We start from the raw sequence: 26,580 nt of genomic DNA on the forward strand, positions 1-26,580 counted from the left end.
ATGAAAATAAATATATTCGCAGACACTGTTTGTGGATGGTGTTACATAGGTCATAAAAATTTAAATACAGCACTTAAAAAATTTCCTAATATAAAATTTGAAATTAAACATATACCTTTTCAATTAAACCCAGATATGCCAAGTGAAGGTATTTCTAGAGATAAATATCTTGAAATAAAATTTGGAGGAAAAAAATTTGCAGATCCCATGTATGAAAATATGAAATTAAAAGCAAAAGAGTCTGGAATGACTTTTAATTTGGAAAAAATAAAAAAAACTCCAAATACTGTTCTATCTCATTTACTAATAATTTTGAGTGAAAAATTTAATATACAAAACCAAATAAAAGAAAAAATTTATCAATCATATTTTATTGATGGTCTCGATATAGGAGATATTCATGTTTTAACTAAAATTGCAAAACAATATAATATTTCTAAAGAGATCTTTAAGAATTTTATCAATGATAAAAATATTGAAGATGTAAATTCAAAAATATTAATTGCTAAAAAAAAAAATATAAGTGGTGTTCCTTTTTATGAGATAGGAAAGGATTTTATATCAGGTGCTCAAAGTGCAACTGAGCTAGAAAATATAATTAAAACAAATGTAAATTAAAATGATATTTGAAACCTCAAGGGCTAAAGCCTTAAATCAATTAGATGATTTTATAAATAATGGTCTCGCAGATTATTCTAAATTAAGAAATTTTGATTTTGGTCCTGAAAAAAGATCGAATATTTCTTGCTTATCACCATATATAACTCATGGGGTTATTAATGAACAAGAAGTCATTCAGAAAGCTCTAAGCAAATTTTCTTTTTCAAAAAATGAAAAATTTATTCAAGAAGTTTTATGGAGAACTTATTGGAAAGGCTGGTTGGAACTAAGACCAAATGTTTGGACAGATTATCTTGTTGAGTTAAATCAAATAAAAAATGAATTTCGAAATAATCAAAATTATAATTCTGCAATTGAAGGGAAAACAGACATTGAATGTTTTAATGTTTGGGTTAATGAGCTGAAAGAAAGTAATTATTTACATAATCACACTAGAATGTGGTTTGCTAGTATTTGGATTTTTACTTTAGAATTACCTTGGCAATTAGGAGCAGAATTTTTCATGCAACATCTTTATGATGGAGATTCTGCATCAAATACTCTCGGATGGAGGTGGGTTGCGGGTGTTCAAACTCAAGGTAAACACTATCTTGCTAGTGAATGGAATATTAAAAAATTCACGAACAATAGATTTCAAAACATAAAATTAAATGAAAATGCACCTCCAATAATTTCAAAAAAATCTTATCAAATAATAAAACAAGATTTTACTAACCCACAAAATATTGAAGAAAAAAATCTTTTAGTTTTTGATAATAATCTCTGTTTTGAAATCACTGACTTTAAAGAAAACAACTTTAAGAAAATTTACTTAGTTTCTAACAAAAATGAAAATAGGTCGATAAAACTCAGTGAAAAATTAGTGAAATTTAAATCTCAGTTAATAGAAGACCAACGACAAAGATTAAAAGATCAATCTATTGATTGCCAGGTTGTAGATATAAGTGAATTAACAAAAATTGAAAATTGTTATGGTTTATATCCAACAGTAGGTGAAAATTTAGATTTTTTAAATTCCAATAAGTTAAAGATAGATTTTTTATATAGAAATCTTGATCAGTTGGCTTGGCAATACTGCAATAAAGGGTTTTTTAATTTTAAAAATTATATTCCTAAAATTGTTTCAACCTTGAGTTAAAACCATCTAACCATACCTATAATCCCAGCAGTAGCATAAAAAAATTGCAATAAGAGAATTCCTTTGTGGCCACCCCTGTAAGCCCAAATTCCAATCAAAATAGCTGACAAAAGTAATAAACAAAAACCAAAAAATTCTATACCTATATTTAAAGCGACAAATAAAGAATACAGTATTGCTGTAATGACCCCTGCCCATTCAAAAATTTTATTATTCATAATTTTTATATATCTCTTCACGTTCAATTTTGTTCATACCCTTTGTTTTTTCAACAAATTCATTTCTTAATTCTCTTGTTTTAAAAATGTAAAAACAAACTGTATCTTTGCTGTGATAGATTGCTTTTAGTTCATCATCTATATCGTTTAGCTCTTTTGGTATTTCAGTCCTTATACAAATCATAAAAGTTTTTTAAAATTATTATAAAGAATTGTAGAATAGTTGTTCATATCTTTCATATTATCTCTTGCTGATTGATCAAACTTTTCTAAAGCACCATTACCAAGCTGATCCTCTAAAGCTTTCTTGTATTCTGGAACACATCCCCATTCATTGACTGTTGTATCTTTTATTTCTATATGAAATTGAATTCCGTAAGCGTGGTTTTGATATTTAAATATTTGATATTTAGTAATCGGTGAGGAAGCCAATAAAGTTATATCATTATTGTTTTCTATTCCTTGAACCTCATAAGAATGCCATTGTAAACTTTTTATCTTATCAGGAAATTGTGAAAACAAATTATCGTTTTCCTTTTCTTTAGAAAAATCAATATCCATAATACCAATTTCTGCAGAATTTGATTTAACAACTTTACCACCCACTACCTCGCCCAATAATTGGCAACCCAAACAAAAACCTAAATAAGGTTTTTTCAAATCTACAACAAACTGTTTAATTTTTTTCTTCTCGTCAATTAACCATGGATATTCTTTTTCCATGTAGGTATCCATCGGTCCTCCCATACAAAACATTCCATCAAATTTACTAAGATCCTCTGGTATTTTTTCACCTTCGTCTAACTCTATTGTAGTTAAATTAAATCCATCAGATAGCATTAAATCTTTAATGTAGCCTGGATCTTCTATTTTAATATGTTGTAGTACTATTATATTCACTAAGTTAGCTTAGCTTAGAACATTTCTTAGAACAATATTTTACTTTATCCCAATTCAACTTCCATTTTTTTCTCCATGTAAATGGTCTTTTGCAAACTGGACAAATTTTTGTTGGTAAATTTTCTTTTTTCACTTACTAAAAAATAAATTTAATAATAATTAAAACAAATATTGAAGTTGCAATGCCACTCAAACCCATTGCTAAAGCAGCAAAAACACCAGCTGTTTTATTTTTACTCATTGCTCTTGCAGTGCCAATACCATGACTTGCTAATCCAAAACCAAAACCTCGAGCACTCATATCTTTGATTTTAAATAGATTCAGTGCAAATGTTCCAAGAGAGGCACCCATAATTCCTGTTATAATTGTGATAATTGCTGTTAGTGAAGGTATGCCTCCAATTAATTCTGAAATACCCATGGCTATAGGAGCAGTTACATTTCTTGGGATCATTGTTAGTATTATATCTTGATCTAGATTAAAAAATTTTGCTAAATAAAAAGTAACCAATATTGCAAACGGTATTCCTAAAAATATTGAAAAAATTATTGGTTTTATTTCTTTTATAATGAGATTCTTTCTCTCATATATTGGTATTGCCAGCGCTACGGTTGCTGGTCCTAGCATAAAATGAATAAATTTAGCTCCATTAAAATATCGATCATAAGAAACATCTAAGATCAATAATGCTGAAGAAACTATTAAAATGCTTATTGCAACAGGGTTAACAAGAGGATTAAGTTTAGATTTTCTATAAAGATAATCACCAACCAGATAAGCACCTAAAGTCAAAGTAATCCAAAATAAGGGTTCTGCCTGTAAATATACCCAAATTTTATAAAGCTTATCTTCTTTTAACATTATTTTTTTCTAAGTTGATTATTTTTTCCATAACATAAGCAACAAAAACTAAAGTGCTCAAAGTACCAATAATTATTATCGCTAAAATTTTAAATAAATTATCCCCTAAATAATTGATATGCATAACCACTCCAACTCCAATGGGAACAAATAGTAATGATAAATATTTAATAATTTGATGGCTTGTTTCTGAGACTTCTTTTTTTATTTTTCTAAATGGTGATGCATTTTTTATAAAAAAAATAAAAACCAATAATAAAAGTATTAATCCTATTACAGGCCCAGGAATATTAATTTCAAAAAATTTTTGAATAGCTTCTCCTAGAAGCTGAAAAAAAAATATTATAAATAAACTTCTTAACATTTTAAAGTGTCTGTTCTTTTATAAACTTTTCCGCCCCAGCAAGTATCATTTTTTTTCGGTCTAACTTCATTTTATCAAAAACTCTTACCATCATTGATAGACGAGGATTTTTTAAAAAGAATTTTCTGTTTCGATCTATAAATCTCCAGTACAAACCATCCATGGTGTTACACCAATCACCTTTCTTAAAGTCCATCATTTTCATAAAATATGCAGATCCACAAATATAAGGTTTGGTCGCAAAAATTCCTCCATCACTAAATAATCCCATTCCATAAACATTAGGAACCATTACCCAATCTGAGGAATCTACAAACATCTCCATGAACCATTTATAAACAATTGTTGGCTTAATTTCACAAAGGTTCATAATGTTTGATAAAATCATTAACCTTTCAATGTGATGGGACCAACCATAATTAACGGCATTTTTAATTGCATAATCCAAAGGTGGAAGACCAGTGGTACCGTCGTACCAAGAAGTTTTCATTTTTCTATTTTGTTTAAAAAAATTTCCAGTTTCCATTTCTTGAGAGTATGACTGATAAATTCCTCGCATAAATTCTCGCCAACCAATCACTTGACGAATGTAACCCTCTAAAGAATTCATTCTAATTTTATTTTTCTTGTGAAAGTCTAAAACTTTTTGGACAACAAATTCAGGGGTTATTAAACCTAAATTTATGTAAGGACTTAATGCACTATGGAACAGGATATTATCTTTTTTATCAACTGCATCCTCATAATCACCAAAAAGATTAGATTTTTCTTTTATAAAAAAATTCAATAGTTTAACTACATCTTCATATTCCGTTGCAAACCAAAAATTATTTGTACTCCCAGGGTGATTTTTAAATTCCTTTTCAATAATAGGCTTTAATTTTTTTGTATGACTGGTTTCATTTATTTTTGGAAATTTAGGAATTGAAATATTTTTAGGTAATTTATTTCTATTATCTTCATCAAAGCTCCATTTGCCCCCGATTGGATTACCATCTGAACCCATCAATATTCCAGATTTTTTTCTAACATCTTTGTAGAAAGTTGCCATAAAAGGTTTTTTCGATTTTGATAAATAATTTTTAAATTCGGCTCTTGAATTTAAAAACATAGGAGTTTGGATAACATTCCAATGTATTTTTTCTTTTTTTAAAAATTGTGAAATTTTTTTTTCAAAAAATTTATCCTCTACTTCAAAACTTGAAATTTCTTTTACTTTTTTTTGTGTAATTATTTTTTTTAATTTTTTTAAATAATCATCATTAAATTCTTTATCTTCGATTTTAAAATAATCTAATTTAAATTTATTTTTTCTTAACCCGTCGGCATAAGAACGCATTGATGATAAAAATAATAAAATTTTTTGTTTATGATGCTTTTCATATGTACATAAACCCTTATCTTCAGCCATAAAAAATAGATGGTCTTTTTTGAAGCGGTCTATGTATTTTGTTGGAAATAATTGATTGCCAAGTATAAAAAATAACTTCATATTTAAATATAACTAATAAAAGTTTTTATGTCAGAAAAATATCTTATTTTTGGTGCAACTGGCTCCATTGGATCTAGTTTAGCCGAACAATTAAAAAATTCAGGAAAGGATATTCATTTAGTTGCGAGAAATGAAAGTGAACTTGTTCCAATTGTAGAAAAGCTTAGGTGTTCGCATACTATTGCAGATGTTCTTGAAGAAGGTTTTATTGAAAAAGTTAAATCAGATATTTCTGAAATCAAAGGACTAGCCTACTGTGTAGGATCTATAGACTTAAAACCTCTTAGAATGATTAATGAACAAGATTTTCAAAAGTGTATGAAACTTAATCTTTATTCTGCTGTTGAAGCTATCAAGGGATATCAAGAAAGTTTAAAAAAAAATAAAGGTTCAATTGTAATGTTTTCAACTGTTGCTGCACAAAGAGGTTTCGCCAATCATGCACTTATTGCTTCAGCAAAGGCAGCTGTTGAAGGTCTGACTGTTTCTTTAGCTGCAGAATTTGCTCCAAACATAAGAGTAAATTGTGTGGCACCAAGCTTAACAAAATCTAAAATTGCTGAACCCATGTTAAAAAATGCTGCTTTAGCAGAAGGTATTGCAAAAGCTCATCCATTAAAAAGATTAGGTGAAGGAAAAGATTCAGCATCACTTGCTAAATTTTTACTTACAGAAGATAGTTCTTGGATCACTGGTCAAGTTATAGCTGTAGATGGTGGTAGATCTAAACTTTCATAAAGTGAAAAAATTTATTTTTATATTTTTTTTTATTTTAATTTCTGCAACAGCAAATTCTAAAAATTATAATTTTGAAAAATTAGGGTCTTTTAGTGAACCATGGGGTTCAAGTTTCATTAATAGTGAAGAATTAATTGTTACAGAAAAAGGTGGCAAAATTAAAATAATAAACATTGTCTCAAAAAATATTTCTGAAATTAAACATAATTTAAACTATTTTGTTCATGGTCAGGGTGGCCTTTTAGATATTATTTACAAAGATAAAAAATTATGGATTTCGTATTCAGAAAATAGAGGAGATTGGAAGACCAGCACTTCAATTGCAAAAGCAGATTTAAATAAGAATTCTTTAAATTTTAAAAATATATTTCAAGCAAATCCTCCTATTGAATCTGGATATCATTTTGGATCGAGACTTGCTATCAAGGAAAATTACTTATTTGCTTCTGCAGGTGAAAGAGGCATGAATATGATTGCTCAAGATCCAACACAACATCCTGGGAGTATTATTAGAATTAATTTAGATGGAAGTATTCCAAAAGATAACCCTAAGTTTGAGGGTAAGCCAGATTGGCTTCCAGAGATATACCAGATTGGAGTTAGAAATCCTCAGGGTTTAACTTTTTCAGAATTTGATGGAAAAATTTATATGAGCAATCATGGAGCAAAGGGTGGTGATTGGTTTGGAGAAGCCAAAAAAGGAGAAAATTATGGTTGGAAAATTTTAGGTTGGGGGGGCACAAATTACTCAGGAGCTAAAATTGGTCCAAAATGGAAACCAGGATTTACAAAAGCCATTCAATATTGGGTTCCATCAATCGCTGCAAGTGCTGTTACAATTTATAAAGGTAAAGAGTTTGAAGAGTGGAATGGTCATGCATTAATTACTTCTCTAAAAGATAAATCTTTAAGAAAATTAATATTTTCAAATACACCTGAAATCCAAGAGGAAATTATTTTTAAAGATGAAATTGGAAGAATTAGAGACATACAAGTTCATCCAATTGATGGGAAAATTTATTTTTTAGCTGGAGATGATTTGTGGCTAATGGAAAAAAATAACTAATGTAATGAAAGAAAAACCTTATCACCATTTATCTGATGGGACTTTTAGAAATCCTAAAGGTTCACCTGTTATAATATCTAGATCAGGAAAATTTTCTTATAGAACTTTCGGTAAATTAAGAAAAAATGTCAGTCTTAATTTTCCAAAAGAGCATGTTGTCGAAAAAGATAAGGTCAAGTCTGATTTAGAAAAATACAAAAATGATGACTACATTGCCTGGATTGGACACGCTACTTATTTAATTAAATTAGGTAAAACTACAATTATTACCGATCCCGTTTTTTCAAAAAATGCTGGTCCGTTAATATTTGGACCAAAAAGGTTTACTAAACCTGCTTTAAATCTAAATGAAATTCCAAAAACAAATTTATTTTTATTAACTCACAATCATTATGATCATCAAGACATGTCAACTATAAGAAATTTTCCATACAAGGATGCAAAAGTATTAGTTCCACTTAATCTTGGAAAATATTTTAAGAATTATGAAGATGTAAATGAAATGGATTGGTATGATCACAAAAATATTAATAGTGATTTAAAAATAACTTTATTACCAGCAGTTCATTGGTCAAAAAGAAGTCTAACAGACACAAATAAAACTTTGTGGGGAAATTTTTTAATTCAATATAAAAAGTTTAAAATATTATTTGCTTGCGATACAGGTTATGGAAATATTTATAAAGAACTAGGAGAAAAATATGGTCCTATTGATCTTACTATGATCAACATTGGAGCATATAATTTTAAACCAATGTTTGATAAAACTATTTACCACACAACCCCAGAAGAAGCTTTAAATGTAGCAAAGGATCTTAAAAGCAGAAAAGTATTAGGAATGCATTGGGGAACTTTTGTTTTATCTTTAGAACCAATTATGGAGCCACCTGTTCGATTTAGAGATAACGCAGAAACCTATGGATTTAAAAAAGAAGATGCAATTATATTTAATATTGGTGAGGTAAAATCCTTAAACGAATTATTATAACTACAATATAGTTATTCTATGCATAATTCTATTTCCTTTAAAAGGAGTAGCTTGATGAAGCATAGATCTATTATCCCATATAGCTAATTGGTTTTTTTCCCATTCTAAAGAATATTGAAATTTTTTTTTAATTTGATGTTTAAATAATTCTTTCTTAACTTTTTCAGAATTTTTTAATTTTGGAGAAAAACCTACAAGATGTCCGGGGCTACAATAAATTGTATTTTTAGAGTTTATCTTTTTAATAATTTTATGAGTAGACTTTAATTCTTTTATTTTTCTTCCCTTCTCTTTTACTCTCTCCCTGGTAGTAACTGAAATTGGTCCCTCTGAAGAATACTTTCCTTTCACTTTAAGCAACTTATTTTTAATTGATTTAGATAAATAATTATAAGCTAAATATTGAGATGAGAATTCAGTATTTGCTCTTCCTTTTTTGGGAACAAGTTTTGATAGTAACATTGTAAATCTAGGTGGTTTTTTTGTGTAAATAGAATCTGTATGAAATTGTTCTCCAAAACTAGGTCCCTTATCTGTTGCTTTTCTTTGAACAACAGTAATTTGTTTATATTTTTTACTTAATCCTTTTAATCTTGGATAATCTGCTAATTTACCAAAATGTTTAGCAAATTTTATATAATCTGAAGAACTTAATTTTTGTCCTCTTATGAAAATCATTCCATAAAACTCAAGAGATTTAAAAATTATTTTGAAATCATTTTTAGAAATATTTTTAATGTTTCCAACAACCTCAGCCCCAATGTTTCTTTTATTGGGAATAATCTTAAACATATCTAAATTTAATTATTCAATAGTTTACTTTTAGCTTTTTCGAACTCTTCTTGGGTAAGAGCTCCATTTTTATACAACTCATTTAGCCTAGAAATTTCAGAACTTAAATCGTTACTATTTGAAGGTCTAATTACTGTTTCTGAATTTGATTCTGTTTCCTCAGGTTTATTGGGTCGATTATCAACTTTAGCCTTAAAGCCTTTCATTATTGCAGATCCGCCTAGATAAAAAACAAATCCTAAAATTGGCACTGCTAAAGCAAAAAAAATAATTTTTTCCATTAATTAATCCTCATCCTCATCTCTCCAACCTTTTTGATACATCAAATATCCAGCTAGGATAACAGAAAAAACCCCCGCAATCATTCCAAAATCAAATCCAACTTGTTTGTTATATAAATACCAACCTAATTGAGTGGCTCCAATTGGAATTGCAGTTAACAAAATCATTATTATTGCAATTCTGTATTCATATTTTGGTTTTTTCATTAAGATTAGCTTATCAAAAACAACAGCAATTTAATCAGTTTAAATATCCTTGAGACAATTAAACTTAGATAAAAAGTCTTTATTTTTGCGATCTTTTAAAACACTCAATTGTGTTTTTTAATAAACAAGCAATAGTCATTGGTCCTACACCACCTGGAACTGGTGTTAAAGCTTTTGCATTTTTTGAAACATCTTCGAAATCAACATCTCCAACAATACCTTTATCAGTTTTATTTATACCAACATCGATTACTATTGCATCTTTTTTTACCCAATCTCCTTTTACAAGTTCAGGTATTCCAACTGCTGCAACAATTATATCAGCTTCTAAACATTCAGCTCTTAGATCTTTAGTTTTTGAGTGAGTAATTGTTACAGTGCAATTTTCTTTCAAGAGTAGTTGTGTCATTGGTTTTCCATTTAAATTTGATCTACCAACTACAACTGCTTTTTTTCCACTTAAATTTGGTTCAATTTTTTTAATTAACAAGTAACAGCCAAGTGGTGTACAAGGAACTGAGCTTTCATAACCCGATGAAAGATTTCCTACATTCATTGGATGAAAACCATCTACATCCTTAGAAGGATCAATGGCTTCAATAACTTTTTGTTTATCTATATGTTTTGGTAATGGTAATTGAACTAAAATACCCGAAACTGTTTCATCTTTATTTAATTCTTCAATTTTTTCTAAAACAGTTTTTTCTTCAACACTATCTGGATATTTAATTACTTCTGATTTTAACCCTACCTCATTTGCTGATTTTTCTTTATTACGAACATAAATTTGACTTGGAGTAAGATCTCCAATTAATATCACAGTTAAACCAGGGACTTTATTATATTTGGATTTAAGTCCTGATACTTCTTGTTTTAATTCTTCTCTTAATTCAGCTGCAGCTTTTTTTCCGTCAATTAAAATCATTTTATTTTCTAAAATATAATTGGTGCAATGTAGAGCTTCATACACATTTCAATAAACCAAATCAACAGAAGAAGAATAATTGGTGAAATATCTAGTGATCCTAAATTAGGCAAAAAACGTCTAATTTTATTAAGAATTGGCTCAGTTAATTTATAAGTTAGCTCTAAAATTGAGTAAACAAATCTATTTTGAGTATTTAAAACATTAAATGCTATCAACCAGCTTATAACTACATTTGCTATTACAATATAAGAATACAGTTTCAAAATCTGTAAAACTAAATAAAAAATTGCTATCATTTTTTCTCGATATAAATCGACTGACTCGGGAAAGCAAAAGAGGCATTATTTTTTTCTACAATCTGCTTAATTTCAATTGCTAATCTCTCTTTAACTTCTAGAGAATTACTCCAACTATTTGAATTCGTAAAACATCTCACCAATAAATCTATTGAACTATCAGAAAACTTCTCAATTCTAACCGCAACCCCAGTTGATTGATTAAAGTCTTCACTGTTGTTTATATAACTTTCAATTTCCTCTCTTATTTTTTTTAATTGATCAATTGTAGAATCATACTGCAATGTAATTATCCATCTTATTCTCCAATTAGATGTTTCGCTAACATTAACCACAGCATTTTCCGCAAATTGAAAATTAGGAATAATCGCTAGAGATTTATCAAACTTTCTTATTGTTGTTGATCTAAAACCAATTTTTTCAACTGTGCCTTCAATAATCCCGTCTACTGCAATCCAATCTCCAATTTTAAATCTTTTTTCAACTAATACTAAAATTCCAGAAATTAAATTTTTAAATAAATCTTGTGCTCCAAGTGCAACAGCAACTCCAAACAAACCTAGACCAGCAATAATAGGTCCAATCTTAATTCCCCATAATTCAAGTACGGCAGCTAATCCTAAAATAAATATTAAAATCTTAAGTGATTTAATTATCCACCCTATGAGTTCTCTGGTTAAAAGTTTATCTAGTCCACTTAAGATATATGAAATTGGTTCTATAATTTGATGAATAACCCAAAAAATTAATATCGTAATTAAAGTTCTATTAATTGTATCAACTACTTCTCTTCCCTCTATTGAAAAAGTCATGTAGTAACTTGCAATAAAGAAACCTAGTACAATAGGTAAAAATCTAGCTGGACCAATTAATGACTGAACAAAAGTGTCATCTAATTTGTTGGTTGTTCTTTTGGAAATAATTTCTAATTTTTTTATAATTAATTTACTAATTAATCCTCTAAAGACTAAAAAAAGTAAGAATATCCCTATTCCAATTAAAATTTGAAAAATATCAACACCAAGTATTCCTTTACTCCAAACAGATAAAAATATTTCAGAAAAATTATTTATTAATTCCATACCTAAATTTTATATAACAAAAACTCTTCTTCTCCAGGGTTAAAAAGAAATATCTTTTTCCATTTAATTTCATTCAATATTGACGAGGTTTTTTCACCTATACACATCAAGTTTGTATTCATCCAAAGGTTTTCTGTTTGATAGATTTTTATAAAATTTAAGAAACTAGAGGCACTGTTTTGAGAATAAACATAAACAATATCTGGCATATTTTGCTTTAATTCGTTAACAAAATTTTCATCAAATTTTTCAGTATGATTTACTTTATAATTAATAATACGTTTAACAGCATACCCTTCTTTTAATAATTGTTGGTCTAAATCAGTTGTTATGATCTCACCACTTACATAAAGAAGTGGAGTTTCTTTTAATTCATAATTTTGTAAAATTAGTTCTTTAAGGTTTGAAACATTTCCTTCTGCAGCAATTGTATTTTGAAATCCTAAACTTCTAGCTTTTTTTTCTGTAGCACTACCAACACAAAAACAAATTAATTTTTTATTTAAATTTTCTAAATTTAAATTTCTTACTGCATTGGAACTTGTAAAAATAACACCACCATAATCTGAGAAGTTAACTTCTTCATGTTGAACTTTTTGTATATTTATTAATGGTAGGTGAGAAACTTTATGATCTAAAGATTGAAACTTAACTATCATTTCTGAACAATCTTCTATAGGTCTAGTTAACAAAATATGCATTTTACTTTTTATATGAATTATTTGATTTAATTTTTAAAGAGTTACCAACTTCTGTTCCAATTTCTTTAAACATATCAATATTACCAGATTTTTTTTCATAAAATATTTGAGAACCGTCTAATGAAAATAATTCAGCTTCAACGGTAATTTTATCCCCTTCTATAATTGAATGAGCACCTATTGCAGTTTCGCAGTCACCTTCCAATACCTTTAAAATGTTTCTCTCTATGTGAGCTCTCATATAAGTATCTTTATGATTTATTTTTTTTAAAACTTTTATAATGTCATTGTCATCATCTCTACACTGTAAAGCAATAATACCTTGGCCTGCACTTGGAATAATTTGATCAGTAGAAAAAATTTCAGAAATTTCTTTATCTAAATTTAAATATTTTATACCTGCATAAGATAAAACTATTGCATCATAAAGACCTTCCCGTAATTTTTTAATTCTAGTATCTACATTTCCTCTTATTAATTTACAGCTAACATCTGATCTTAATTTTTTAATTTGAAATTCTCTTCTGTAAGATGAGGTGCCTACAATTGCATTTTCTTTTAGTTCGTTAATTTTTTTTTTTTCATTAGCAATTAAAATTTCCCTTGAGTCTGTTCTTTCTAAAAATGTGTCTGTTCTAAGTCCTTTAGTTTCAATTGCTGGCATATCTTTTAATGCATGAACAGCAATATCAATCTTTTTTTCTTTAAGTTCATTTTCAATACTGCTCGAAAATAATCCTTTTCCACCAACTTCTGATAATCTTCGATCTTGTACCTGGTCGCCTTTAGTTGTTATTGTTTTAATTATAACTTGCTCATCAGATAAATTTAAACCTTCTATAATTTTATCTTTAGCTTTTTGCGCGTAAAGCAAAGCCAATTTACTTCCTCTTGAGCCAATGATAATTTTTCTATCCATGAATAAATTTATTTCTTACTTGTATTGAGATTGTACAATTATTAAAAACTATTTGAATGAGTAAAAAACCCTTAATTCTTGGAATAGAAACCAGCTGTGATGAAACCGCTGCATCTATAATAACTGAAAATGACAAAGGAATTCCAACAGTTTTATCCAATATTGTATCTAGTCAGGTTGATGTTCATAAAGAATTTGGAGGTGTAGTTCCAGAGCTAGCAGCAAGATCTCACATGGAAAAAATAGATTGGATTGTAGATAAGGCAATTAGCGACAGTGGAAAGAAAATTGAAGAAATTGATGCTGTTGCTTCAACAGCTGGGCCTGGTTTAATTGTTTGCTTGTCAGTTGGATTAAGTTTTGGAAAAGCTTTTGCAAGTGCAATCAATAAACCTTTTATAGCAGTAAACCACCTTGAAGGTCATGCATTAAGTCCTAAATTAAATTCTGAATTAAATTATCCTTATTTGTTATTATTAATTTCTGGAGGACATTCACAATATTTAAATGTGCAAGGTCTTGGAAAATATAAAAGATTAGGAACAACAATCGATGACGCACTAGGTGAAGCTTTTGATAAAACAGCAAAACTATTAGGAATTGAATTTCCTGGTGGACCTCAAATTGAAGTATTAGCAAAAAAAGGAGATCCAGAAAAATATGCTTTACCAAAACCAATTTTTAACAAAGGTGGCTGCAATTTATCTTTTGCAGGATTAAAAACTGCTATTTTAAAAATAACAAAGTCTATCAAAACAGAACAAGAAAAATTTGATTTAGCTGCTTCTTTTCAAAAAACTATTGAAGAAATTTTATTTAAAAAAACTCAAATTGCTTTTGAAGAATTTGAAAAACAAAATAAATTGAATGAAAAAATTTTTGTAGTTGCTGGTGGTGTTGCTGCTAATAAAAAGATTAGATCTATGTTAATTGATTTATGCAAAAATAATAATTATAAAAGTATTTTTCCTCCAACAGAACTTTGTGGAGATAATGCTGCAATGATTGCAATGGTTGGATTAGAAAAATATAAATTAAACAAATTTGATAATCTAGATTATCCAGCAAAACCAAGATGGCCTCTAGATGAAAAAGCTGCTTTTTTAAAAGGTGCTGGAGTAAAATTATAATGAAGTACTGGTTATTAAAATCTGAACCAGATGTTTGGTCAATTGATCAACAAATTAAAGTAGGTAAAAAAGGTGCGCCTTGGGATGGTGTTAGAAATTATCAAGCAGCAAACAATTTAAAAAGCATGAAGAAAGGTGATTTATGTTTTTTTTACCATTCCAATATTGGAAAAGAGATAGTTGGAATTGTTAAAATAACCAAAGAACACTATTTAGATAAAACTGATAAGACTGGACGGTTTGTTGCCGTAACAGTCCAATTTAAAAATAAGTTTTCAAAACCAGTGACGCTTGAAAATATCAAAAAAAATAAGGATTTAAGGCATTTAGCGCTTATTAAACAAAGTAGGCTTTCAGTAATGCCAATTGATGATAAAAGCTGGAAAATCATAAATAACATGAGTAAACTTTAAAAAAAAAATTATCCCATGCCAAAAAAAAAGAAAAAAATTAAATCTAAAAAAACTAAGGTCAAAAAGAAAAGCACAGTTAAGAAAAAAACTAAAGTTAAAAAGAGAAAATCAAAAAAGATTATAAAACAAAATAAAAATACAACTTCAGAATTAGTTATAAAAACTAAGCCTGAATGGATAAAAAATAGCTTAGCTGATAAAAGCAAATACTCAAAAAAATATTCAGAATCTATAAAAGATAACGATAAGTTTTGGCAAAAAGAAGGAAAAAGAATTACATGGATTAAACCCTACAAAAAAATTAAAGATGTAAAATACAGCACTAAAGAAGTAAAAATTAAATGGTTTGAAGATGGAACTTTAAATGCATCTGCTAACTGTATTGATAGACACTTAAAAGATAAAAAAGATAAAACTGCAATTATTTGGGTTGGAGATGATCCAAAAGATAGTCAAAAAATTACTTACAAACAACTTCACCAAAAAGTTTCTAAAGCTGCAAACGGATTAAAAAAACTAGGAATAAAAAAAGGAGATCGAGTTACAATTTATCTTACTATGATTCCAGAACTTGCTATTTTAATGCTAGCATGTGTAAGAATTGGTGCTGTTCATTCAATTATTTTTGGTGGTTTTTCTGCAGATTCTATTTCTGGAAGAGTTAATGATTGTGAGTCTGAATATATAATTACAGCTGATGAGGGTGTTAGAGGTGGAAAAACTATTCCACTTAAAGAAACCACAGATGAAGCTCTTCGTAGTTGTCCTTATGTTAAAAAATGCATTGTTGTCAAACGGACTGGAAACGATATTAGCTGGAATAAAAAAAGAGATGTTTGGTATCATGATTTAATTAAAGATGTTTCAAATAATTGTGAACCAGAAGAAATGAACGCAGAAGATCCGCTTTTCATTTTATATACTTCAGGATCAACTGGCAAACCTAAAGGGGTACTTCACACAACAGGTGGGTACATGGTTTATGCTTCAATGACTCATCAATATATTTTTAATTATAAATCAAAAGATATCTACTGGTGTACAGCAGACATAGGTTGGGTAACAGGTCATAGTTATATAATTTATGGACCATTAGCAAATGGCGCTACTACAATCATGTTCGAAGGAATTCCTAACTATCCTGATAGCTCTAGATGGTGGCAAATAGTAGATAAGTATAAAGTTAATACCTTTTACACAGCCCCAACAGCAATTAGAGCATTAATGCGTGAGGGTGATAAGCCTGTAAACAAAACTTCTAGAAAATCTTTAAAATTACTTGGAACCGTTGGAGAACCAATTAATCCTGAGGCTTGGATGTGGTATTATAAGACAGTTGGTAACTCTAAATGTCCAATTGTAGATACTTGGTGGCAGACAGAAACTGGAGGTATAATGATTGCACCTCAAACTGGAGCCATTCCTTTAAAACCTGGTTCTGCAACAAAACCATTTTATGGAATAAAACCTATGATTGTTGATAAATCAGGCAAAGAGATAAAAGGACCTGGAGAAGGTAGACTTTGTATAGCTCAGTCATGGCCTGGACAAATGAGAACTGTTTATGGTGATCATCAAAGATTCATTGATACGTATTTTTCACAATTTGATGGAAAATACTTTACCGGTGATGGATGTAGAAGAGACAAAGATGGATATTACTGGATCACGGGACGTGTTGATGATGTGATTATAGTTTCTGGTCATAATTTAGGTACTGCTGAAATAGAAAGTGCATTTGTAGCGCATCCAAAAGTAGCAGAGGCAGCAGTCGTAGGTTACCCTCATGATATTAAAGGTAATGGCTTGTATTGCTATGTAACTTTAAATGCTGGAGAGAAAGAAACAGGAGAGTTAGAAAGAGACTTAAAACTTTGGGTTAGAAAACAAATTGGACCTCTTGCTACACCAGATTTAATTCATTTTACTCCAGGTCTACCCAAGACAAGATCTGGAAAAATTATGAGAAGAATTTTAAGAAAAATTGCAGCAAATGAACACCGTCAACTAGGTGATACAACTACTTTAGCTGATCCAAGTGTTGTCGATAGTTTAGTTGAGAATAGAAAAAATATCTAAAACTGTACTCTATCTTTAAATTCTTTTTTAATAACATCCCATTTTAAAATAACAGAGTTTAAAACTATTTTTCGATCAAGAGTTTTTAATTCATCTGCTATTGGTGCCCATTCATATAAAGATAGGGCGCTTGGATTAAAAGGACGATCATTACAATATTTATCCCAATCAATTTTAATTAGTCTTTCTTCAAAATCTTTTCTTGCTTTATCTATAATATTTAAAGGCATGTTATTTGTAGTTTCATCATCTAAAATTTTTAAAAAAATTTCTTTAGCTTTTTCTATTTCACTAAAATTAGAATTAATTTTTAAGTAAGAAAAAGTAAAAAAAGTTAAATCTTGTAAAGCAACAGCATAAATATTCCATTTAGCTTCATTAACAGATTTCATAAATTCATCATTATCAAAATGAAGAACATATCTTGTGCCCATTCTAGTTTTTAAATAACTATAGAGTGTAACTTGAGATACCCATGCAGATTTTGTTTGAATAAATTCTTCTAACTCATCTAAGGTTTTAATTTTTGTTTTAGGAATAAAAGCTTTAAACAAAGAAAAAAAATAAACTTTGAAATCACTTAACGATAAATCTTTCCAACTTAGTTTTTTTTTATCCATAAAAAGTTAATTTTATTGAAAATATTTGAAAAAATTAACCTAATACGGCGAATTTTACACTTTTATTATCCTTCATAATGGTTATGGTTTTAACAGTTATAACTAAAAAGAGAGGTATACATGGCGAAAAACGCTCAACACTGGGAAAAGACCAGAGGCTTGTTGTTTGTGACACTAGCAATCTGGGCTGTATTCTCAATGGGTATATTCCTTTTCGGAGCTGAAATGAACTCGGTTACTGGACCTTTTGGGTATCCATTAACTTATTGGTTCACATGTCAAGGTTCTCTTGCAATATTTGTAATCCTTATTTTCTGGTTTGCAGGTAGACAAGAAAAAATTGATGAAGAGTTCGGCTTCAGTGAAAAAGGAGACGACTAATGATTAAGGGTAATTTTATAGATAACTTGCCTAAAGTTTATGGAATCTACACTGGTGGATTTATAGGTTTCATAATCTTAATGGCGATTGGTGAGCAGATGGGTATGTCTGCAAAAGCAATTGGTATTTGCTTTGTAGGTTTTACCATTTTCATCTACGCAGCAATTGGTTGGCTATCTCGAACAGCCCAAGCAAGTAACTATTACGTAGCTGGAAGAACGGTTCCAACTGTGTTCAACGGAATGGCAACAGCAGCCGACTGGATGTCTGGTGCTTCATTCGTTGCGATGGCAGGTGGTATTTACTTCAAAGGTTATGGATACATGGCTTTGCTTGTAGGTTGGACAGGTGGTTATGTGTTAGTTGCAACTTTATTAGCACCATACTTAAGAAAATTTGGCTGTTACACAGTTCCAGATTTCGTAGGTACTAGATACGGTGGTAATACTGCAAGATTGATGGCAGTTATCGTTTTAACTGTTGCATCATTTACATATGTGACTGCACAAATTAACGCTACAGGTACTATTGCAGCTGTTGCTTTAGATATCCCATTCCAATACGCAGTATATGTTGGACTAGTTAGTATTTTACTATGTTCAATGCTTGGTGGTATGAGAGGGGTTACTTGGACACAGGTTGCACAATACATTGTACTAATTATAGCTTACCTACTTCCAGTATTCTGGATCAGTAACAACATTGGTGCGGGTTTCTTCCCACACTTTATGTTAGCTGATGAAGTTGCTAGAATTGGTGAGTTAGAGCAACAGTATGGGTTTGTTAAAAACTCTGCTGCTGATTTAGCTACAGTACCTAAAGGGTTAGCTGGTATTACTAAGGCTCACTCTGAAGTTAACGCAACACCTTGGGCTTTCATCTCATTAGCATTAGCAATGATGATGGGAACAGCTTCATTACCACACGTGATGATGAGGTTCTTTACTACTCCAAGTGTTAAAGCAGCTAGAAAATCAGTAGGTTGGTCAGTATTCTTTATCTTCCTACTATATTCCTCTGCACCTATGTTAGCGACACTATCTAAACTTGCTTTGATTGATCCAAACTTACCGACAGGTATTATTGGTAAATCAATTGCAGAAGTTCAAGCAATCGATTGGTATCAAAACTGGAACCAAGCAAATCTGATGTTTGTAAGCGACTTTAACGGAAATGGAACTGTTGAATTAAACGAGTTCTTCATGGGTGGTAAAGCCGTTGTATTAGCAACACCAGAAATTGCTGGATTACCATATGTAATCTCAGGTCTAGTTGCTGCTGGAGGTTTGGCAGCTGCGATGTCAACTGCAGATGGTTTGATTCTTGCAATTGCAAATGCAATCTCGCATGACGTTTACTACAAAATGGTAGACCCTAAAGCTGAGACTGCTAAGAGACTAGTTGTTGCAAGGGTATTACTTGTAGTAATTGGTTTTGCAGGAGCAACTATTGCAGCAATGGAGATCCAAGGTATCTTAGGTTCAGTAATCTGGGCTTTTGACTTTGCGATGTCCGGATTGTTCTGGCCACTTGTACTTGGTGTATGGTGGAAGAGAGCTAATAAAGAAGGTGCTATAGCTGGTATGGTCTTAGGACTAGTTTCTGGTTTCGCGTATCTAGTTTGGGTACGAAGTGGTGGAAGCGGATTCTTAGGCATTACGCAGTTAACATTTGGTATCTTCGGATCTACTGTTAGCTTAGTAGCTATGGTTGTTGTAAGTTTAATGACTTCAGCACCTAGCGCTGCAACACAAAAAATGGTTGATGATTCTAGGGTACCTGCGGGTGCATCTGTAATCGGCGGCCAAAAATAAATAATCTTTTAAGGGGCGATTAATTTCGCCCCTTTTATTTCTTTTTAAGATCAAATATAAATTCCTTAATGTCTGCTAACTTTCATCCTTTAGTTTATATAATTGATTATATACTTGGAATTATAATGTGGACTTTAGTTGGAAGAGTAGCAATGAATATCTTTCAAAGAGAAGACTCTGAATTTTTCTTTATGAAAGTTTTTGTTAAACTTACAAATCCCTTAATGAGAATTTTTAAAGTTGTCACACCATCATTTATTATACAACCGTTGGTACCACTTTACGTAGCTTGGTTCTTTTTTATGATTAGATTTTATTTGATGCCTTGGATTTTAGGATATTCGGTTATGGGTATGTTGTCGTTCCCTCTTGAAAGTGAAATTTCTAGGCAGATTTATCAATTTTTTAATTCAATTAAATTTTAAAAATTGATACTAGTAAGTCTAGATATTAATGAAAAATATACAAATATCACCCTCAATTTTATCAGCTGATTTTAGTAAACTAGGCACTGAAATAAAAAGGCTAGAAGAAGGTGGGGCCGATATGATCCATGTAGACGTAATGGATGGACACTTTGTTCCAAACTTAACAATAGGTCCTCCAGTAATTAAAGCTCTTAGAAAACATTGCTCATTAAAATTTGATGTTCATTTAATGATTTCACCTGTGCATAAATACATTGAAGCTTACGCAGATGCAGGAGCAGATATTATTACTATCCACCCAGAAGCAACTGATAACCTAGAAAACTCAATTAATAAAATTAAAGCACTTAAAAAAAAAGTTGGAGTTTCGTTAAATCCTGAAACAAGCTTAGATTTAATTAAAAATTTATTAAGTCAAATTGATTTAGTTTTAATCATGAGTGTCAATCCTGGATTTGGTGGTCAGAAATTTATGCCTGAAGTTTTAGAAAAAATTAGAGAGCTAAAAAAAATTCAAGAAAAAGAAAATTTAAACTTTGATATTGAAATAGATGGTGGGATAAATTTTGACAATTGTAAAATAGCAATTAATGCTGGTGCTAACATTCTTGTATCTGGGACAACAGTTTTTAAAAGCAATGATGGGGATATTAAAAAAAATATTAATTTATTAAAAGCAAAATAAGTTAATGCTAAACCAGAAATCCTTAGTTCTTTCTAACGAGTTATTTTATAGACTTAGAAAAGTCTTCAAAAAAATTTATCAAAATTCAAATTTTTACGAAAAAAAAATATCAAAAACTTATGATAATAATTTTGTGTATAAGCCAAGTCCTCATCTACTCTCATCAATAATTAAATATCAAACAAAAAAATATAAAATAGAAGATTTTACTGTTGAATCTATTTGGAAAAGCAAAGTAAGTATTAAAGATTTTAATAAACTTAATAATTTTTTTTGGTTTTTTAGTTTGGACTTAAAATCTTCGAAAAAAACTACCCAATCAGTAATTTCTAATTGGATAAATAATAACCAGAATTATAACAAAAATAGCTGGGAATTTAATATTACTGCGAAAAGAATAATTGCGTGGTTATCAAATCATCAATTAACTTATGAAGATGGTGATGAACAATATAGATTATTATTCAATCACATGGTTCAAAAACAAGCCAATCATTTACTAAATGAAATAAAAAATATAACAGAGGATGAAGAAAAAATAGTTGGTTGTGCTGCAATAATTTTAGTTGGTTTAACCTACAAAAATGAAAAATCTTATTTAGATAATGGATTAAGTTCACTTAAAGGGATTATAAAACACTCCTTAGATAAACAGGGGTTTCCTAAATCTAGAAATATTCAACACCTAGTTTTTTATTTAAAATACTTCATAATTATTAGAGAATGGTTTAAAGAGTCTCAAAATGCAATTCCTGAGTATATTGATGAAACAATATATTATTTAGGCTCTTGTTATGCATTTATATGGCAAAATATTAAACAAGATGTTTTTTTTAATGGAAATTTTTTGTCTAATAATGATGAATTTGATCAATATTTAAAACGATTTGGCTATACTTTTAAAAATCAAATTAATGAATTAGGTGGATACGTAATTCTAAAAAATAAAAAAATTATTTTAGCTTCAGATATTGGTTCAAGCCCAATTAAAACACACTCTAAAAATTACCAGGCAGGAGCACTTTCTTTTGAAGTTTTTTCGAATAATAAAAAATTAATTTCTAATTCTGGATATTTTCCAAATAATAAAAATAAACTTAACAAATTATCAAAAAATACTGCCCTACAGAGCGCTCTTATAATTGAAGATTATTCATCATGTGATTTTATTAAATTCAATTCAGATTTTTTTGTAGAAAAAAATATTAAAGTTTCAAAAAAAAATGTTGTTTTTGAAAAAAATTATTGGAAAATTTCATCTAGCCATGATGGTTATTTAAATAAATTTGGCCTAAATCATGAAAGGGAAATAGAATTCTATCCTGAGCAATTAAAATTCATTGGATATGATAAGGTATTAAGAAAAAGCCCAGATAAAAAAATTAAGTTTGATATCAGATTTCACTTACACCCTAACTCAAAAGTTATGAAAACACAAAATAACAAATTCATACTAATAGAATTAGAAGAGGAAGGCTGGAAATTTAGTTGTGATAATTATGATATTAATATTGATAATGGTTTATATTTCGGTAATAAAAATTCATACCAAGAAAATCAAAACATATTTATTTCAGGTATGAATAATGAAAATAAACAAATAATTAAATGGGAAATAAGTAAAATATAATGAAAAAAATAAAAACAGCTCTTATTTCTGTCTCAGATAAAAATAATTTAAAACCGATATTAAATATTTTAAAAAAATACAATATTAAAATTATTAGTTCTGGTGGAACATATAAAGAAATTAAAAAGCTAAAATTTAATTGCTTAGAAGTATCTGATTTTACAAATTCTCCAGAAATTTTAGGGGGCAGAGTTAAAACTCTACATCCAAAAATACATGCAGGTATTTTAAATAAAAGAAATAATAAAACACACCTAAAAGATCTAAAAAATAATAATTTTGAAAATATTGATCTTGTTATTGTAAATTTTTATCCTTTTGAAAAAACTTTAGAAAAAACTAATAATCATCAAAAAATAATTGAAAATATTGATGTGGGTGGTCCTACAATGGTTAGATCCGCCGCAAAAAATTATAATGATGTAACAGTTATTACTTCTGCTGATCAATACCAGGAACTGATTGATGAATTGAACAAATACAAAGGATCAACTTCGTTAGAATTTAGAGAAGAGTTATCAAGAAAAGCATTTACAGAAACTGCTTATTACGACTCTGTGATTTCAAATTATTTAAATAAAAAATCAAATATACATTTACCTAATAAAAAGGTTTTTTATGGAAATTTAATTGAAAAACTAAGATATGGGGAAAATCCTCATCAATTTAGTGGTTTTTATTCAAAAAATTTAACTACTAATTTAAAACAAATTCATGGCAAACAACTTAGTTATAACAATTATAACGATATATTTGCTGCTTTAACTATATCAAAATCGTTACCAAAAAATAAAGGGACGGTTATTGTTAAACATGCTAACCCTTGTGGTGTTTCAATCAAAGCTGATCAAGTAGAAAGTTATAATTCTGCGCTTAACTGTGATCCTGTTAGTGCCTTTGGAGGGATTGTTTCCTGTAACTTTAAAATAAAAAAAAATTTAGCTTTAGAATTAAAAAAATTATTTCTAGAAGTAATAATTAGTAATGGTTTTGATAAAGATGCACTGAAAATATTAAAAAGTAAAAAAAATCTTCGTTTGATTGATGCAAAAAATTATTCTCTAAAAGAAATTACTAAATTTACTTCATCAAATGAATCTATGTTAGTACAATCAGAAGACTTTAAAATATTTAGAAATAAAGATTTCCAAATTGTCTCTAAAAAAAAACCAACTTCCAAACAACTTAAAAATCTTATTTTTGCATTCAATGTATGCAGATATGTAAAATCAAATGCAATTGTTCTTGTGTCAAAAGAATCAACTGTTGGCATTGGTTCAGGTCAACCAAGTAGACTAGATAGTTGTGAAATAGCAATTAATAAAATGAAAAAATTTAATTTATTTAATAATGATTTAGTTGCAGCCTCAGATGCTTTTTTCCCATTTGTAGATGGTATAGAAAAGTTAGTGCAATCTGGTGTTAGGGCAGTTATTCAGCCTTCTGGATCTATTAGAGATAAAGAAATTATTAAGTTTGCAAACGAAACTGAAACTATTCTAGTTTTTTCAAAAACCAGACATTTTAGACATTAGAAATTCTATCTATTTTAGCTGCTAAAATGAAATCATTTTCTGAAAGGCCTTTTATGGCATGAGTTGTAATTTTTATCTCTGCATAACCCCAACCAAAAGATATATCTGGATGATGACCTTCTTCCTCAGAAATTTTACCAACCTCATTAACAAAGTTTTGACTTTTTAAAAAATTTTCAAATTTAAATTTTTTAAATAAAAAAAATGTTTTATTATTATCTTCAGTAATATCCCAACCATCTACTTTTTTTTGATATCTATGGATTTCTGAGATATCAAAAGGAATTACTCCACCTTCACAAGGTAAACATTTTTTTTTTAATAAATCGCTCATAATAAGTTTTCTAGATTTTTAATAATTTTTTCTATATTTGAACCTTTCTTAATAAGAAATTTATTTCCAACACCATACATATTGGTGGGCAAATTTTTAATTTCTTCTAGAACTTGTTCCAAACTAGTTTGATTATAGTTAGTATCATAAATTAAATAATCAGATTCAAGTAAAAAATTACTAAGATAAGAATAATTAAATTTTTCATTTTTTTGAATAAATACTGAAAATTCTAAAATAATTAATGGAGAATAATTTCTTAACAAATTTTTTGCACCATCTAAAACTTGCATTTCAAATCCCTCAACGTCTAATTTTATTACCAAATGATAATTTTCTATATCTAAATTTTTACCCAAAGTATCAAGGGTTATTGAGCTTATGTTAATTTTTTTTTTGTTTGTAAAATTACTTTCTACTAAAGAACTTTCCCAATCATTTAAACTTTCAAAAAATGATATTTTTTCATTATCTTTATCTGTAATAGCTAAATTATATGGTGTGATATTTTCAAAATTATTTAATTTAATATTTTTTTGTAATTCTTTAAATGTATTGGGAGATGCTTCTAATGCAATTGCTTTGTTACTTTCATTTAATGAAGCTAAATAAAGCGAGTAGAAACCAAAATTACTACCGCAATCAAAAATTAATGTTGATTTTTTTTCAGAAATATTTTTTATTAAGTTTAATTCTTTTAGATCCTCAAAATCACACTTACGTATAATCGAATAAGACATTTTATTTTTTTTATAACTACAAAATAAAAGAAAATTATATATTTTTACTTTTATGTCCTTATTTAAAAACTTTCGAAGAATCCTAAAAAAAAAATAATAAAAAAAATTAGCTTTAAAATTCCTTATATCTTTATTTTCAATGTATTTCTGAAAAACACTAGTGAGAAAATTATTCATCATTTTGGAGCGGGCAAAGGGGGTCGAACCCTCGACCTTCTCGTTGGCAACGAGACGCTCTACCACTGAGCTATGCCCGCTTGTTAAAAAAACATTATAGATAGCGGTTTTTATAAATGCAAGCAATAAGAAAATCTAAATATAAGAAAGTTCTTTTAAGTTTTTTTCAAAACTATATGTGAGCTTTTTTTTTAATTTTTCTGATAAAATCTTATTCCAATCATTATGAGGTCCAAGATAAAAAAAGGGAATCTTGGATTGGGTTTTTTTTGATATAACTGCCTCAGAAAATCCATTTTTTTTTTCGAAATTTTTTAGTTTATCAAATGCTGTAGATTGTACTGAATTTTTTAGCTTTTCTTTATTAATTTTTTCTTTGTTATTAATAGTTGTATTAATAAATTGTATTATTTCTCTAAAAACAAAAAAAGTTTCATTTAAGAGATCCTCATATTTAACAATTTTAATTGGTATTTTTTTTTGAAATTTCCAAGATTTATAATTAGTGCTCCAGGAACTTATAAATTGAAAATCACTATACCCATTTTTTTCAAAATTATGAACATCATATATATAATTTCTCTCATTTAACATCCAATTATAAGCTTGTTCATAATTTAATTCATAATGATTTTTAAGAGAAGTAATTACATTTCTTGGATCTCTTATAATATAAATACATCCAATTGAGTTTTTTTCATCAGTGAATGGATTTTTATTTATTTCACTAAATGCATTGTGTGTTTTGAAAAATTTAATTTTTTTATCTTTATTTATTTTTTCTTGGGCTTTAATCCAAAGATAAGTTGTAGCCACTTGATTTTTTTTATCATATAAAAATTCTCGAAAATGATGTTTTTCTGGGAATTGATCAATATATCTAATAGTATTTTTCTTAAATACTCCATCATGAGTAAAATAATAAGAACACAAAAGAGCTCTAAGCCATGTATTTCCACTCTTAGGATAAGAGGCAATCCAAAAAATCATTGAGTAAACAATATAGTTAAATAATATAAAT

General features: G+C 28.7%; 33 protein-coding genes and 1 tRNA gene. 14 read left to right on the plus strand and 20 right to left on the minus strand.

The features are described 5' to 3' along the window. Both ACTTAR_RS04925 and ACTTAR_RS04930 read left to right on the plus strand, forming a co-directional pair. Complete coding sequence (locus tag ACTTAR_RS04925) at positions 1 to 618, plus strand: DsbA family oxidoreductase (protein WP_440697861.1); 618 nt, start codon at positions 1 to 3, stop codon at positions 616 to 618. A 1-nt stretch (position 619) separates the two neighbouring features. Next, positions 620 to 1,759: an FAD-binding domain-containing protein gene (locus ACTTAR_RS04930; RefSeq protein ID WP_440697862.1), complete on the plus strand. Its 1,140-nt coding sequence runs from the start codon at positions 620 to 622 to the stop codon at positions 1,757 to 1,759. Here ACTTAR_RS04930 and ACTTAR_RS04935 read toward each other — a convergent pair. The 7 genes from ACTTAR_RS04935 to ACTTAR_RS04965 are packed head-to-tail and all read right to left on the minus strand — an operon-like array spanning position 1,756 to position 5,595. Next, the gene (locus ACTTAR_RS04935) at positions 1,756 to 1,977 is read right to left on the minus strand and encodes a hypothetical protein (RefSeq protein ID WP_023854586.1); all 222 of its coding nucleotides are present in this window, start codon (positions 1,975 to 1,977) and stop codon (positions 1,756 to 1,758) included. The genes ACTTAR_RS04930 and ACTTAR_RS04935 overlap by 4 nt on opposite strands. Continuing rightward, complete coding sequence (locus tag ACTTAR_RS04940) at positions 1,970 to 2,161, minus strand: hypothetical protein (protein WP_440697863.1); 192 nt, start codon at positions 2,159 to 2,161, stop codon at positions 1,970 to 1,972. Before ACTTAR_RS04940 ends, ACTTAR_RS04935 begins: the two co-directional genes overlap by 8 nt. Further along, positions 2,158 to 2,877, minus strand: coding sequence for a type 1 glutamine amidotransferase (locus tag ACTTAR_RS04945; protein WP_440697864.1), 720 nt, complete (start codon positions 2,875 to 2,877; stop codon positions 2,158 to 2,160). Before ACTTAR_RS04945 ends, ACTTAR_RS04940 begins: the two co-directional genes overlap by 4 nt. Positions 2,878 to 2,881: 4 nt before the next feature. Then, entirely contained in the window at positions 2,882 to 3,010 is a 129-nt protein-coding gene (locus ACTTAR_RS04950) for a DUF2256 domain-containing protein (protein WP_145596660.1), read from the minus strand. 3 nt (positions 3,011 to 3,013) lie between these two features. Further along, positions 3,014 to 3,739 (minus strand): LrgB family protein, encoded by a 726-nt coding sequence (locus ACTTAR_RS04955; protein WP_440681465.1) that lies wholly within the window; start codon positions 3,737 to 3,739, stop codon positions 3,014 to 3,016. After that, on the minus strand, positions 3,723 to 4,103 hold the full coding sequence (locus ACTTAR_RS04960) for a CidA/LrgA family protein (RefSeq protein WP_440681464.1): 381 nt from the start codon (positions 4,101 to 4,103) through the stop codon (positions 3,723 to 3,725). Before ACTTAR_RS04960 ends, ACTTAR_RS04955 begins: the two co-directional genes overlap by 17 nt. Position 4,104: 1 nt before the next feature. Next, positions 4,105 to 5,595, minus strand: a complete 1,491-nt coding sequence (locus ACTTAR_RS04965) for a cryptochrome/photolyase family protein (RefSeq protein WP_440697865.1) — start codon at positions 5,593 to 5,595, stop codon at positions 4,105 to 4,107. Positions 5,596 to 5,622: 27 nt separating this feature from the next. Between ACTTAR_RS04965 and ACTTAR_RS04970 the strand changes: the two genes are divergently transcribed. The 3 genes from ACTTAR_RS04970 to ACTTAR_RS04980 are packed head-to-tail and all read left to right on the plus strand — an operon-like array spanning position 5,623 to position 8,387. After that, positions 5,623 to 6,333 carry an SDR family NAD(P)-dependent oxidoreductase gene (locus ACTTAR_RS04970; RefSeq protein WP_440697866.1) on the plus strand — a complete coding sequence of 237 codons (711 nt, stop codon included), beginning with the start codon at positions 5,623 to 5,625 and terminating at the stop codon, positions 6,331 to 6,333. Continuing rightward, the gene (locus ACTTAR_RS04975; RefSeq protein WP_440697867.1) at positions 6,308 to 7,399 is read left to right on the plus strand and encodes a PQQ-dependent sugar dehydrogenase; all 1,092 of its coding nucleotides are present in this window, start codon (positions 6,308 to 6,310) and stop codon (positions 7,397 to 7,399) included. Before ACTTAR_RS04970 ends, ACTTAR_RS04975 begins: the two co-directional genes overlap by 26 nt. A 4-nt stretch (positions 7,400 to 7,403) precedes the next feature. Next, the gene (locus ACTTAR_RS04980; RefSeq protein WP_440697868.1) at positions 7,404 to 8,387 is read left to right on the plus strand and encodes an MBL fold metallo-hydrolase; all 984 of its coding nucleotides are present in this window, start codon (positions 7,404 to 7,406) and stop codon (positions 8,385 to 8,387) included. Here the strand turns inward: ACTTAR_RS04980 and ACTTAR_RS04985 are convergent, their stop codons facing one another. The 8 genes from ACTTAR_RS04985 to hemC all read right to left on the minus strand — a co-directional run bounded on the left by ACTTAR_RS04985 (position 8,388) and on the right by hemC (position 13,593). Beyond that, positions 8,388 to 9,179, minus strand: coding sequence for a TauD/TfdA dioxygenase family protein (locus ACTTAR_RS04985; protein ID WP_440697869.1), 792 nt, complete (start codon positions 9,177 to 9,179; stop codon positions 8,388 to 8,390). It lies immediately after the preceding gene. Between the two features lie 8 nt (positions 9,180 to 9,187). Then, positions 9,188 to 9,460 (minus strand): SHOCT domain-containing protein, encoded by a 273-nt coding sequence (locus ACTTAR_RS04990; RefSeq protein ID WP_440697870.1) that lies wholly within the window; start codon positions 9,458 to 9,460, stop codon positions 9,188 to 9,190. A 3-nt stretch (positions 9,461 to 9,463) separates the two neighbouring features. Beyond that, the gene (locus ACTTAR_RS04995) at positions 9,464 to 9,667 is read right to left on the minus strand and encodes a hypothetical protein (protein ID WP_440697871.1); all 204 of its coding nucleotides are present in this window, start codon (positions 9,665 to 9,667) and stop codon (positions 9,464 to 9,466) included. A 79-nt stretch (positions 9,668 to 9,746) separates the two neighbouring features. After that, positions 9,747 to 10,592, minus strand: coding sequence for a bifunctional 5,10-methylenetetrahydrofolate dehydrogenase/5,10-methenyltetrahydrofolate cyclohydrolase (locus ACTTAR_RS05000; RefSeq protein ID WP_440681453.1), 846 nt, complete (start codon positions 10,590 to 10,592; stop codon positions 9,747 to 9,749). A gap of 8 nt (positions 10,593 to 10,600) precedes the next feature. Continuing rightward, positions 10,601 to 10,891, minus strand: coding sequence for a YggT family protein (locus ACTTAR_RS05005; protein WP_440697873.1), 291 nt, complete (start codon positions 10,889 to 10,891; stop codon positions 10,601 to 10,603). Further along, on the minus strand, positions 10,888 to 11,973 hold the full coding sequence (locus ACTTAR_RS05010) for a mechanosensitive ion channel family protein (RefSeq protein WP_440697874.1): 1,086 nt from the start codon (positions 11,971 to 11,973) through the stop codon (positions 10,888 to 10,890). The genes ACTTAR_RS05005 and ACTTAR_RS05010 overlap by 4 nt, the downstream gene beginning before the upstream one ends. Positions 11,974 to 11,975: 2 nt before the next feature. Continuing rightward, complete coding sequence (locus tag ACTTAR_RS05015; protein WP_440697875.1) at positions 11,976 to 12,674, minus strand: uroporphyrinogen-III synthase; 699 nt, start codon at positions 12,672 to 12,674, stop codon at positions 11,976 to 11,978. A 1-nt stretch (position 12,675) separates the two neighbouring features. Further along, the gene (hemC, locus tag ACTTAR_RS05020; RefSeq protein ID WP_440697876.1) at positions 12,676 to 13,593 is read right to left on the minus strand and encodes a hydroxymethylbilane synthase; all 918 of its coding nucleotides are present in this window, start codon (positions 13,591 to 13,593) and stop codon (positions 12,676 to 12,678) included. A gap of 56 nt (positions 13,594 to 13,649) precedes the next feature. On the opposite strand from hemC, the gene tsaD reads away from it, so the two are divergent. Genes tsaD through acs form a run of 3 tightly spaced genes read left to right on the plus strand, consistent with a single transcriptional unit; the run spans position 13,650 to position 17,215 of the window. Further along, positions 13,650 to 14,723: a tRNA (adenosine(37)-N6)-threonylcarbamoyltransferase complex transferase subunit TsaD gene (gene tsaD / locus ACTTAR_RS05025; RefSeq protein ID WP_440697877.1), complete on the plus strand. Its 1,074-nt coding sequence runs from the start codon at positions 13,650 to 13,652 to the stop codon at positions 14,721 to 14,723. Continuing rightward, entirely contained in the window at positions 14,723 to 15,136 is a 414-nt protein-coding gene (locus ACTTAR_RS05030) for an EVE domain-containing protein (protein ID WP_440681442.1), read from the plus strand. Before tsaD ends, ACTTAR_RS05030 begins: the two co-directional genes overlap by 1 nt. Positions 15,137 to 15,151: 15 nt before the next feature. Then, a complete protein-coding gene (gene acs, locus ACTTAR_RS05035; RefSeq protein ID WP_440681440.1) occupies positions 15,152 to 17,215 on the plus strand; it encodes an acetate--CoA ligase in 2,064 nt (687 codons plus the stop codon). Here the strand turns inward: acs and ACTTAR_RS05040 are convergent. Then, on the minus strand, positions 17,212 to 17,835 hold the full coding sequence (locus tag ACTTAR_RS05040; protein WP_440681438.1) for an esterase: 624 nt from the start codon (positions 17,833 to 17,835) through the stop codon (positions 17,212 to 17,214). The genes acs and ACTTAR_RS05040 overlap by 4 nt on opposite strands. Before the next feature lie 120 nt (positions 17,836 to 17,955). Here ACTTAR_RS05040 and ACTTAR_RS05045 point away from each other — a divergent pair, with 120 nt between their 5' ends. From ACTTAR_RS05045 to purH, 6 genes are all read left to right on the plus strand, one after another. Further along, positions 17,956 to 18,216, plus strand: a complete 261-nt coding sequence (locus ACTTAR_RS05045; protein WP_440633151.1) for a DUF4212 domain-containing protein — start codon at positions 17,956 to 17,958, stop codon at positions 18,214 to 18,216. Continuing rightward, complete coding sequence (locus tag ACTTAR_RS05050; protein ID WP_440619142.1) at positions 18,216 to 20,030, plus strand: sodium:solute symporter family protein; 1,815 nt, start codon at positions 18,216 to 18,218, stop codon at positions 20,028 to 20,030. Before ACTTAR_RS05045 ends, ACTTAR_RS05050 begins: the two co-directional genes overlap by 1 nt. Positions 20,031 to 20,098: 68 nt before the next feature. Further along, entirely contained in the window at positions 20,099 to 20,455 is a 357-nt protein-coding gene (locus tag ACTTAR_RS05055; protein WP_440681436.1) for a hypothetical protein, read from the plus strand. A gap of 28 nt (positions 20,456 to 20,483) precedes the next feature. Further along, a complete protein-coding gene (gene rpe / locus ACTTAR_RS05060; RefSeq protein ID WP_440697878.1) occupies positions 20,484 to 21,143 on the plus strand; it encodes a ribulose-phosphate 3-epimerase in 660 nt (219 codons plus the stop codon). A 4-nt stretch (positions 21,144 to 21,147) separates the two neighbouring features. Further along, positions 21,148 to 22,773 carry a heparinase II/III family protein gene (locus ACTTAR_RS05065; protein ID WP_440697879.1) on the plus strand — a complete coding sequence of 542 codons (1,626 nt, stop codon included), beginning with the start codon at positions 21,148 to 21,150 and terminating at the stop codon, positions 22,771 to 22,773. Next, positions 22,773 to 24,308 (plus strand): bifunctional phosphoribosylaminoimidazolecarboxamide formyltransferase/IMP cyclohydrolase, encoded by a 1,536-nt coding sequence (gene purH / locus ACTTAR_RS05070; RefSeq protein WP_440681430.1) that lies wholly within the window; start codon positions 22,773 to 22,775, stop codon positions 24,306 to 24,308. The genes ACTTAR_RS05065 and purH overlap by 1 nt, the downstream gene beginning before the upstream one ends. On the opposite strand, the gene ACTTAR_RS05075 is transcribed toward purH, so the two are convergent. From ACTTAR_RS05075 to ACTTAR_RS05090, 4 genes are all read right to left on the minus strand, one after another. Next, positions 24,298 to 24,642, minus strand: coding sequence for a 4a-hydroxytetrahydrobiopterin dehydratase (locus ACTTAR_RS05075; RefSeq protein ID WP_440681427.1), 345 nt, complete (start codon positions 24,640 to 24,642; stop codon positions 24,298 to 24,300). The two genes, purH and ACTTAR_RS05075, sit on opposite strands and share 11 nt — an antisense overlap. After that, a complete protein-coding gene (locus tag ACTTAR_RS05080) occupies positions 24,639 to 25,382 on the minus strand; it encodes an FkbM family methyltransferase (RefSeq protein WP_440681425.1) in 744 nt (247 codons plus the stop codon). Before ACTTAR_RS05080 ends, ACTTAR_RS05075 begins: the two co-directional genes overlap by 4 nt. A gap of 182 nt (positions 25,383 to 25,564) precedes the next feature. Further along, positions 25,565 to 25,639: transfer RNA gene (locus ACTTAR_RS05085), tRNA-Gly, on the minus strand. 55 nt (positions 25,640 to 25,694) lie between these two features. Continuing rightward, a complete protein-coding gene (locus ACTTAR_RS05090) occupies positions 25,695 to 26,549 on the minus strand; it encodes a sulfotransferase domain-containing protein (protein ID WP_440681417.1) in 855 nt (284 codons plus the stop codon). Positions 26,550 to 26,580: the final 31 nt, after the last annotated feature.

The organism is Candidatus Pelagibacter sp. HIMB1709 (assembly GCF_052047635.1).
Classification (GTDB): domain Bacteria; phylum Pseudomonadota; class Alphaproteobacteria; order Pelagibacterales; family Pelagibacteraceae; genus Pelagibacter.

Coding starts and splice junctions, on each gene's coding strand:
- ACTTAR_RS04925 (WP_440697861.1), top strand. CDS start 1: ATGAAAATAAATATATTCGCAGACACTGTTTGTGGATGGTGTTACATA.
- ACTTAR_RS04930 (WP_440697862.1), top strand. CDS start 620: ATGATATTTGAAACCTCAAGGGCTAAAGCCTTAAATCAATTAGATGAT.
- ACTTAR_RS04935 (WP_023854586.1), bottom strand. CDS start 1,977: ATGAATAATAAAATTTTTGAATGGGCAGGGGTCATTACAGCAATACTG.
- ACTTAR_RS04940 (WP_440697863.1), bottom strand. CDS start 2,161: ATGATTTGTATAAGGACTGAAATACCAAAAGAGCTAAACGATATAGAT.
- ACTTAR_RS04955 (WP_440681465.1), bottom strand. CDS start 3,739: ATGTTAAAAGAAGATAAGCTTTATAAAATTTGGGTATATTTACAGGCA.
- ACTTAR_RS04960 (WP_440681464.1), bottom strand. CDS start 4,103: ATGTTAAGAAGTTTATTTATAATATTTTTTTTTCAGCTTCTAGGAGAA.
- ACTTAR_RS04965 (WP_440697865.1), bottom strand. CDS start 5,595: ATGAAGTTATTTTTTATACTTGGCAATCAATTATTTCCAACAAAATAC.
- ACTTAR_RS04970 (WP_440697866.1), top strand. CDS start 5,623: ATGTCAGAAAAATATCTTATTTTTGGTGCAACTGGCTCCATTGGATCT.
- ACTTAR_RS04975 (WP_440697867.1), top strand. CDS start 6,308: ATGGTGGTAGATCTAAACTTTCATAAAGTGAAAAAATTTATTTTTATA.
- ACTTAR_RS04980 (WP_440697868.1), top strand. CDS start 7,404: ATGAAAGAAAAACCTTATCACCATTTATCTGATGGGACTTTTAGAAAT.
- ACTTAR_RS04985 (WP_440697869.1), bottom strand. CDS start 9,179: ATGTTTAAGATTATTCCCAATAAAAGAAACATTGGGGCTGAGGTTGTT.
- ACTTAR_RS04990 (WP_440697870.1), bottom strand. CDS start 9,460: ATGGAAAAAATTATTTTTTTTGCTTTAGCAGTGCCAATTTTAGGATTT.
- ACTTAR_RS04995 (WP_440697871.1), bottom strand. CDS start 9,667: ATGAAAAAACCAAAATATGAATACAGAATTGCAATAATAATGATTTTG.
- ACTTAR_RS05000 (WP_440681453.1), bottom strand. CDS start 10,592: ATGATTTTAATTGACGGAAAAAAAGCTGCAGCTGAATTAAGAGAAGAA.
- ACTTAR_RS05005 (WP_440697873.1), bottom strand. CDS start 10,891: ATGATAGCAATTTTTTATTTAGTTTTACAGATTTTGAAACTGTATTCT.
- ACTTAR_RS05010 (WP_440697874.1), bottom strand. CDS start 11,973: ATGGAATTAATAAATAATTTTTCTGAAATATTTTTATCTGTTTGGAGT.
- ACTTAR_RS05015 (WP_440697875.1), bottom strand. CDS start 12,674: ATGCATATTTTGTTAACTAGACCTATAGAAGATTGTTCAGAAATGATA.
- hemC (WP_440697876.1), bottom strand. CDS start 13,593: ATGGATAGAAAAATTATCATTGGCTCAAGAGGAAGTAAATTGGCTTTG.
- tsaD (WP_440697877.1), top strand. CDS start 13,650: ATGAGTAAAAAACCCTTAATTCTTGGAATAGAAACCAGCTGTGATGAA.
- ACTTAR_RS05030 (WP_440681442.1), top strand. CDS start 14,723: ATGAAGTACTGGTTATTAAAATCTGAACCAGATGTTTGGTCAATTGAT.
- acs (WP_440681440.1), top strand. CDS start 15,152: ATGCCAAAAAAAAAGAAAAAAATTAAATCTAAAAAAACTAAGGTCAAA.
- ACTTAR_RS05040 (WP_440681438.1), bottom strand. CDS start 17,835: ATGGATAAAAAAAAACTAAGTTGGAAAGATTTATCGTTAAGTGATTTC.
- ACTTAR_RS05045 (WP_440633151.1), top strand. CDS start 17,956: ATGGCGAAAAACGCTCAACACTGGGAAAAGACCAGAGGCTTGTTGTTT.
- ACTTAR_RS05050 (WP_440619142.1), top strand. CDS start 18,216: ATGATTAAGGGTAATTTTATAGATAACTTGCCTAAAGTTTATGGAATC.
- ACTTAR_RS05055 (WP_440681436.1), top strand. CDS start 20,099: ATGTCTGCTAACTTTCATCCTTTAGTTTATATAATTGATTATATACTT.
- rpe (WP_440697878.1), top strand. CDS start 20,484: ATGAAAAATATACAAATATCACCCTCAATTTTATCAGCTGATTTTAGT.
- ACTTAR_RS05065 (WP_440697879.1), top strand. CDS start 21,148: ATGCTAAACCAGAAATCCTTAGTTCTTTCTAACGAGTTATTTTATAGA.
- purH (WP_440681430.1), top strand. CDS start 22,773: ATGAAAAAAATAAAAACAGCTCTTATTTCTGTCTCAGATAAAAATAAT.
- ACTTAR_RS05075 (WP_440681427.1), bottom strand. CDS start 24,642: ATGAGCGATTTATTAAAAAAAAAATGTTTACCTTGTGAAGGTGGAGTA.
- ACTTAR_RS05080 (WP_440681425.1), bottom strand. CDS start 25,382: ATGTCTTATTCGATTATACGTAAGTGTGATTTTGAGGATCTAAAAGAA.
- ACTTAR_RS05090 (WP_440681417.1), bottom strand. CDS start 26,549: ATGATTTTTTGGATTGCCTCTTATCCTAAGAGTGGAAATACATGGCTT.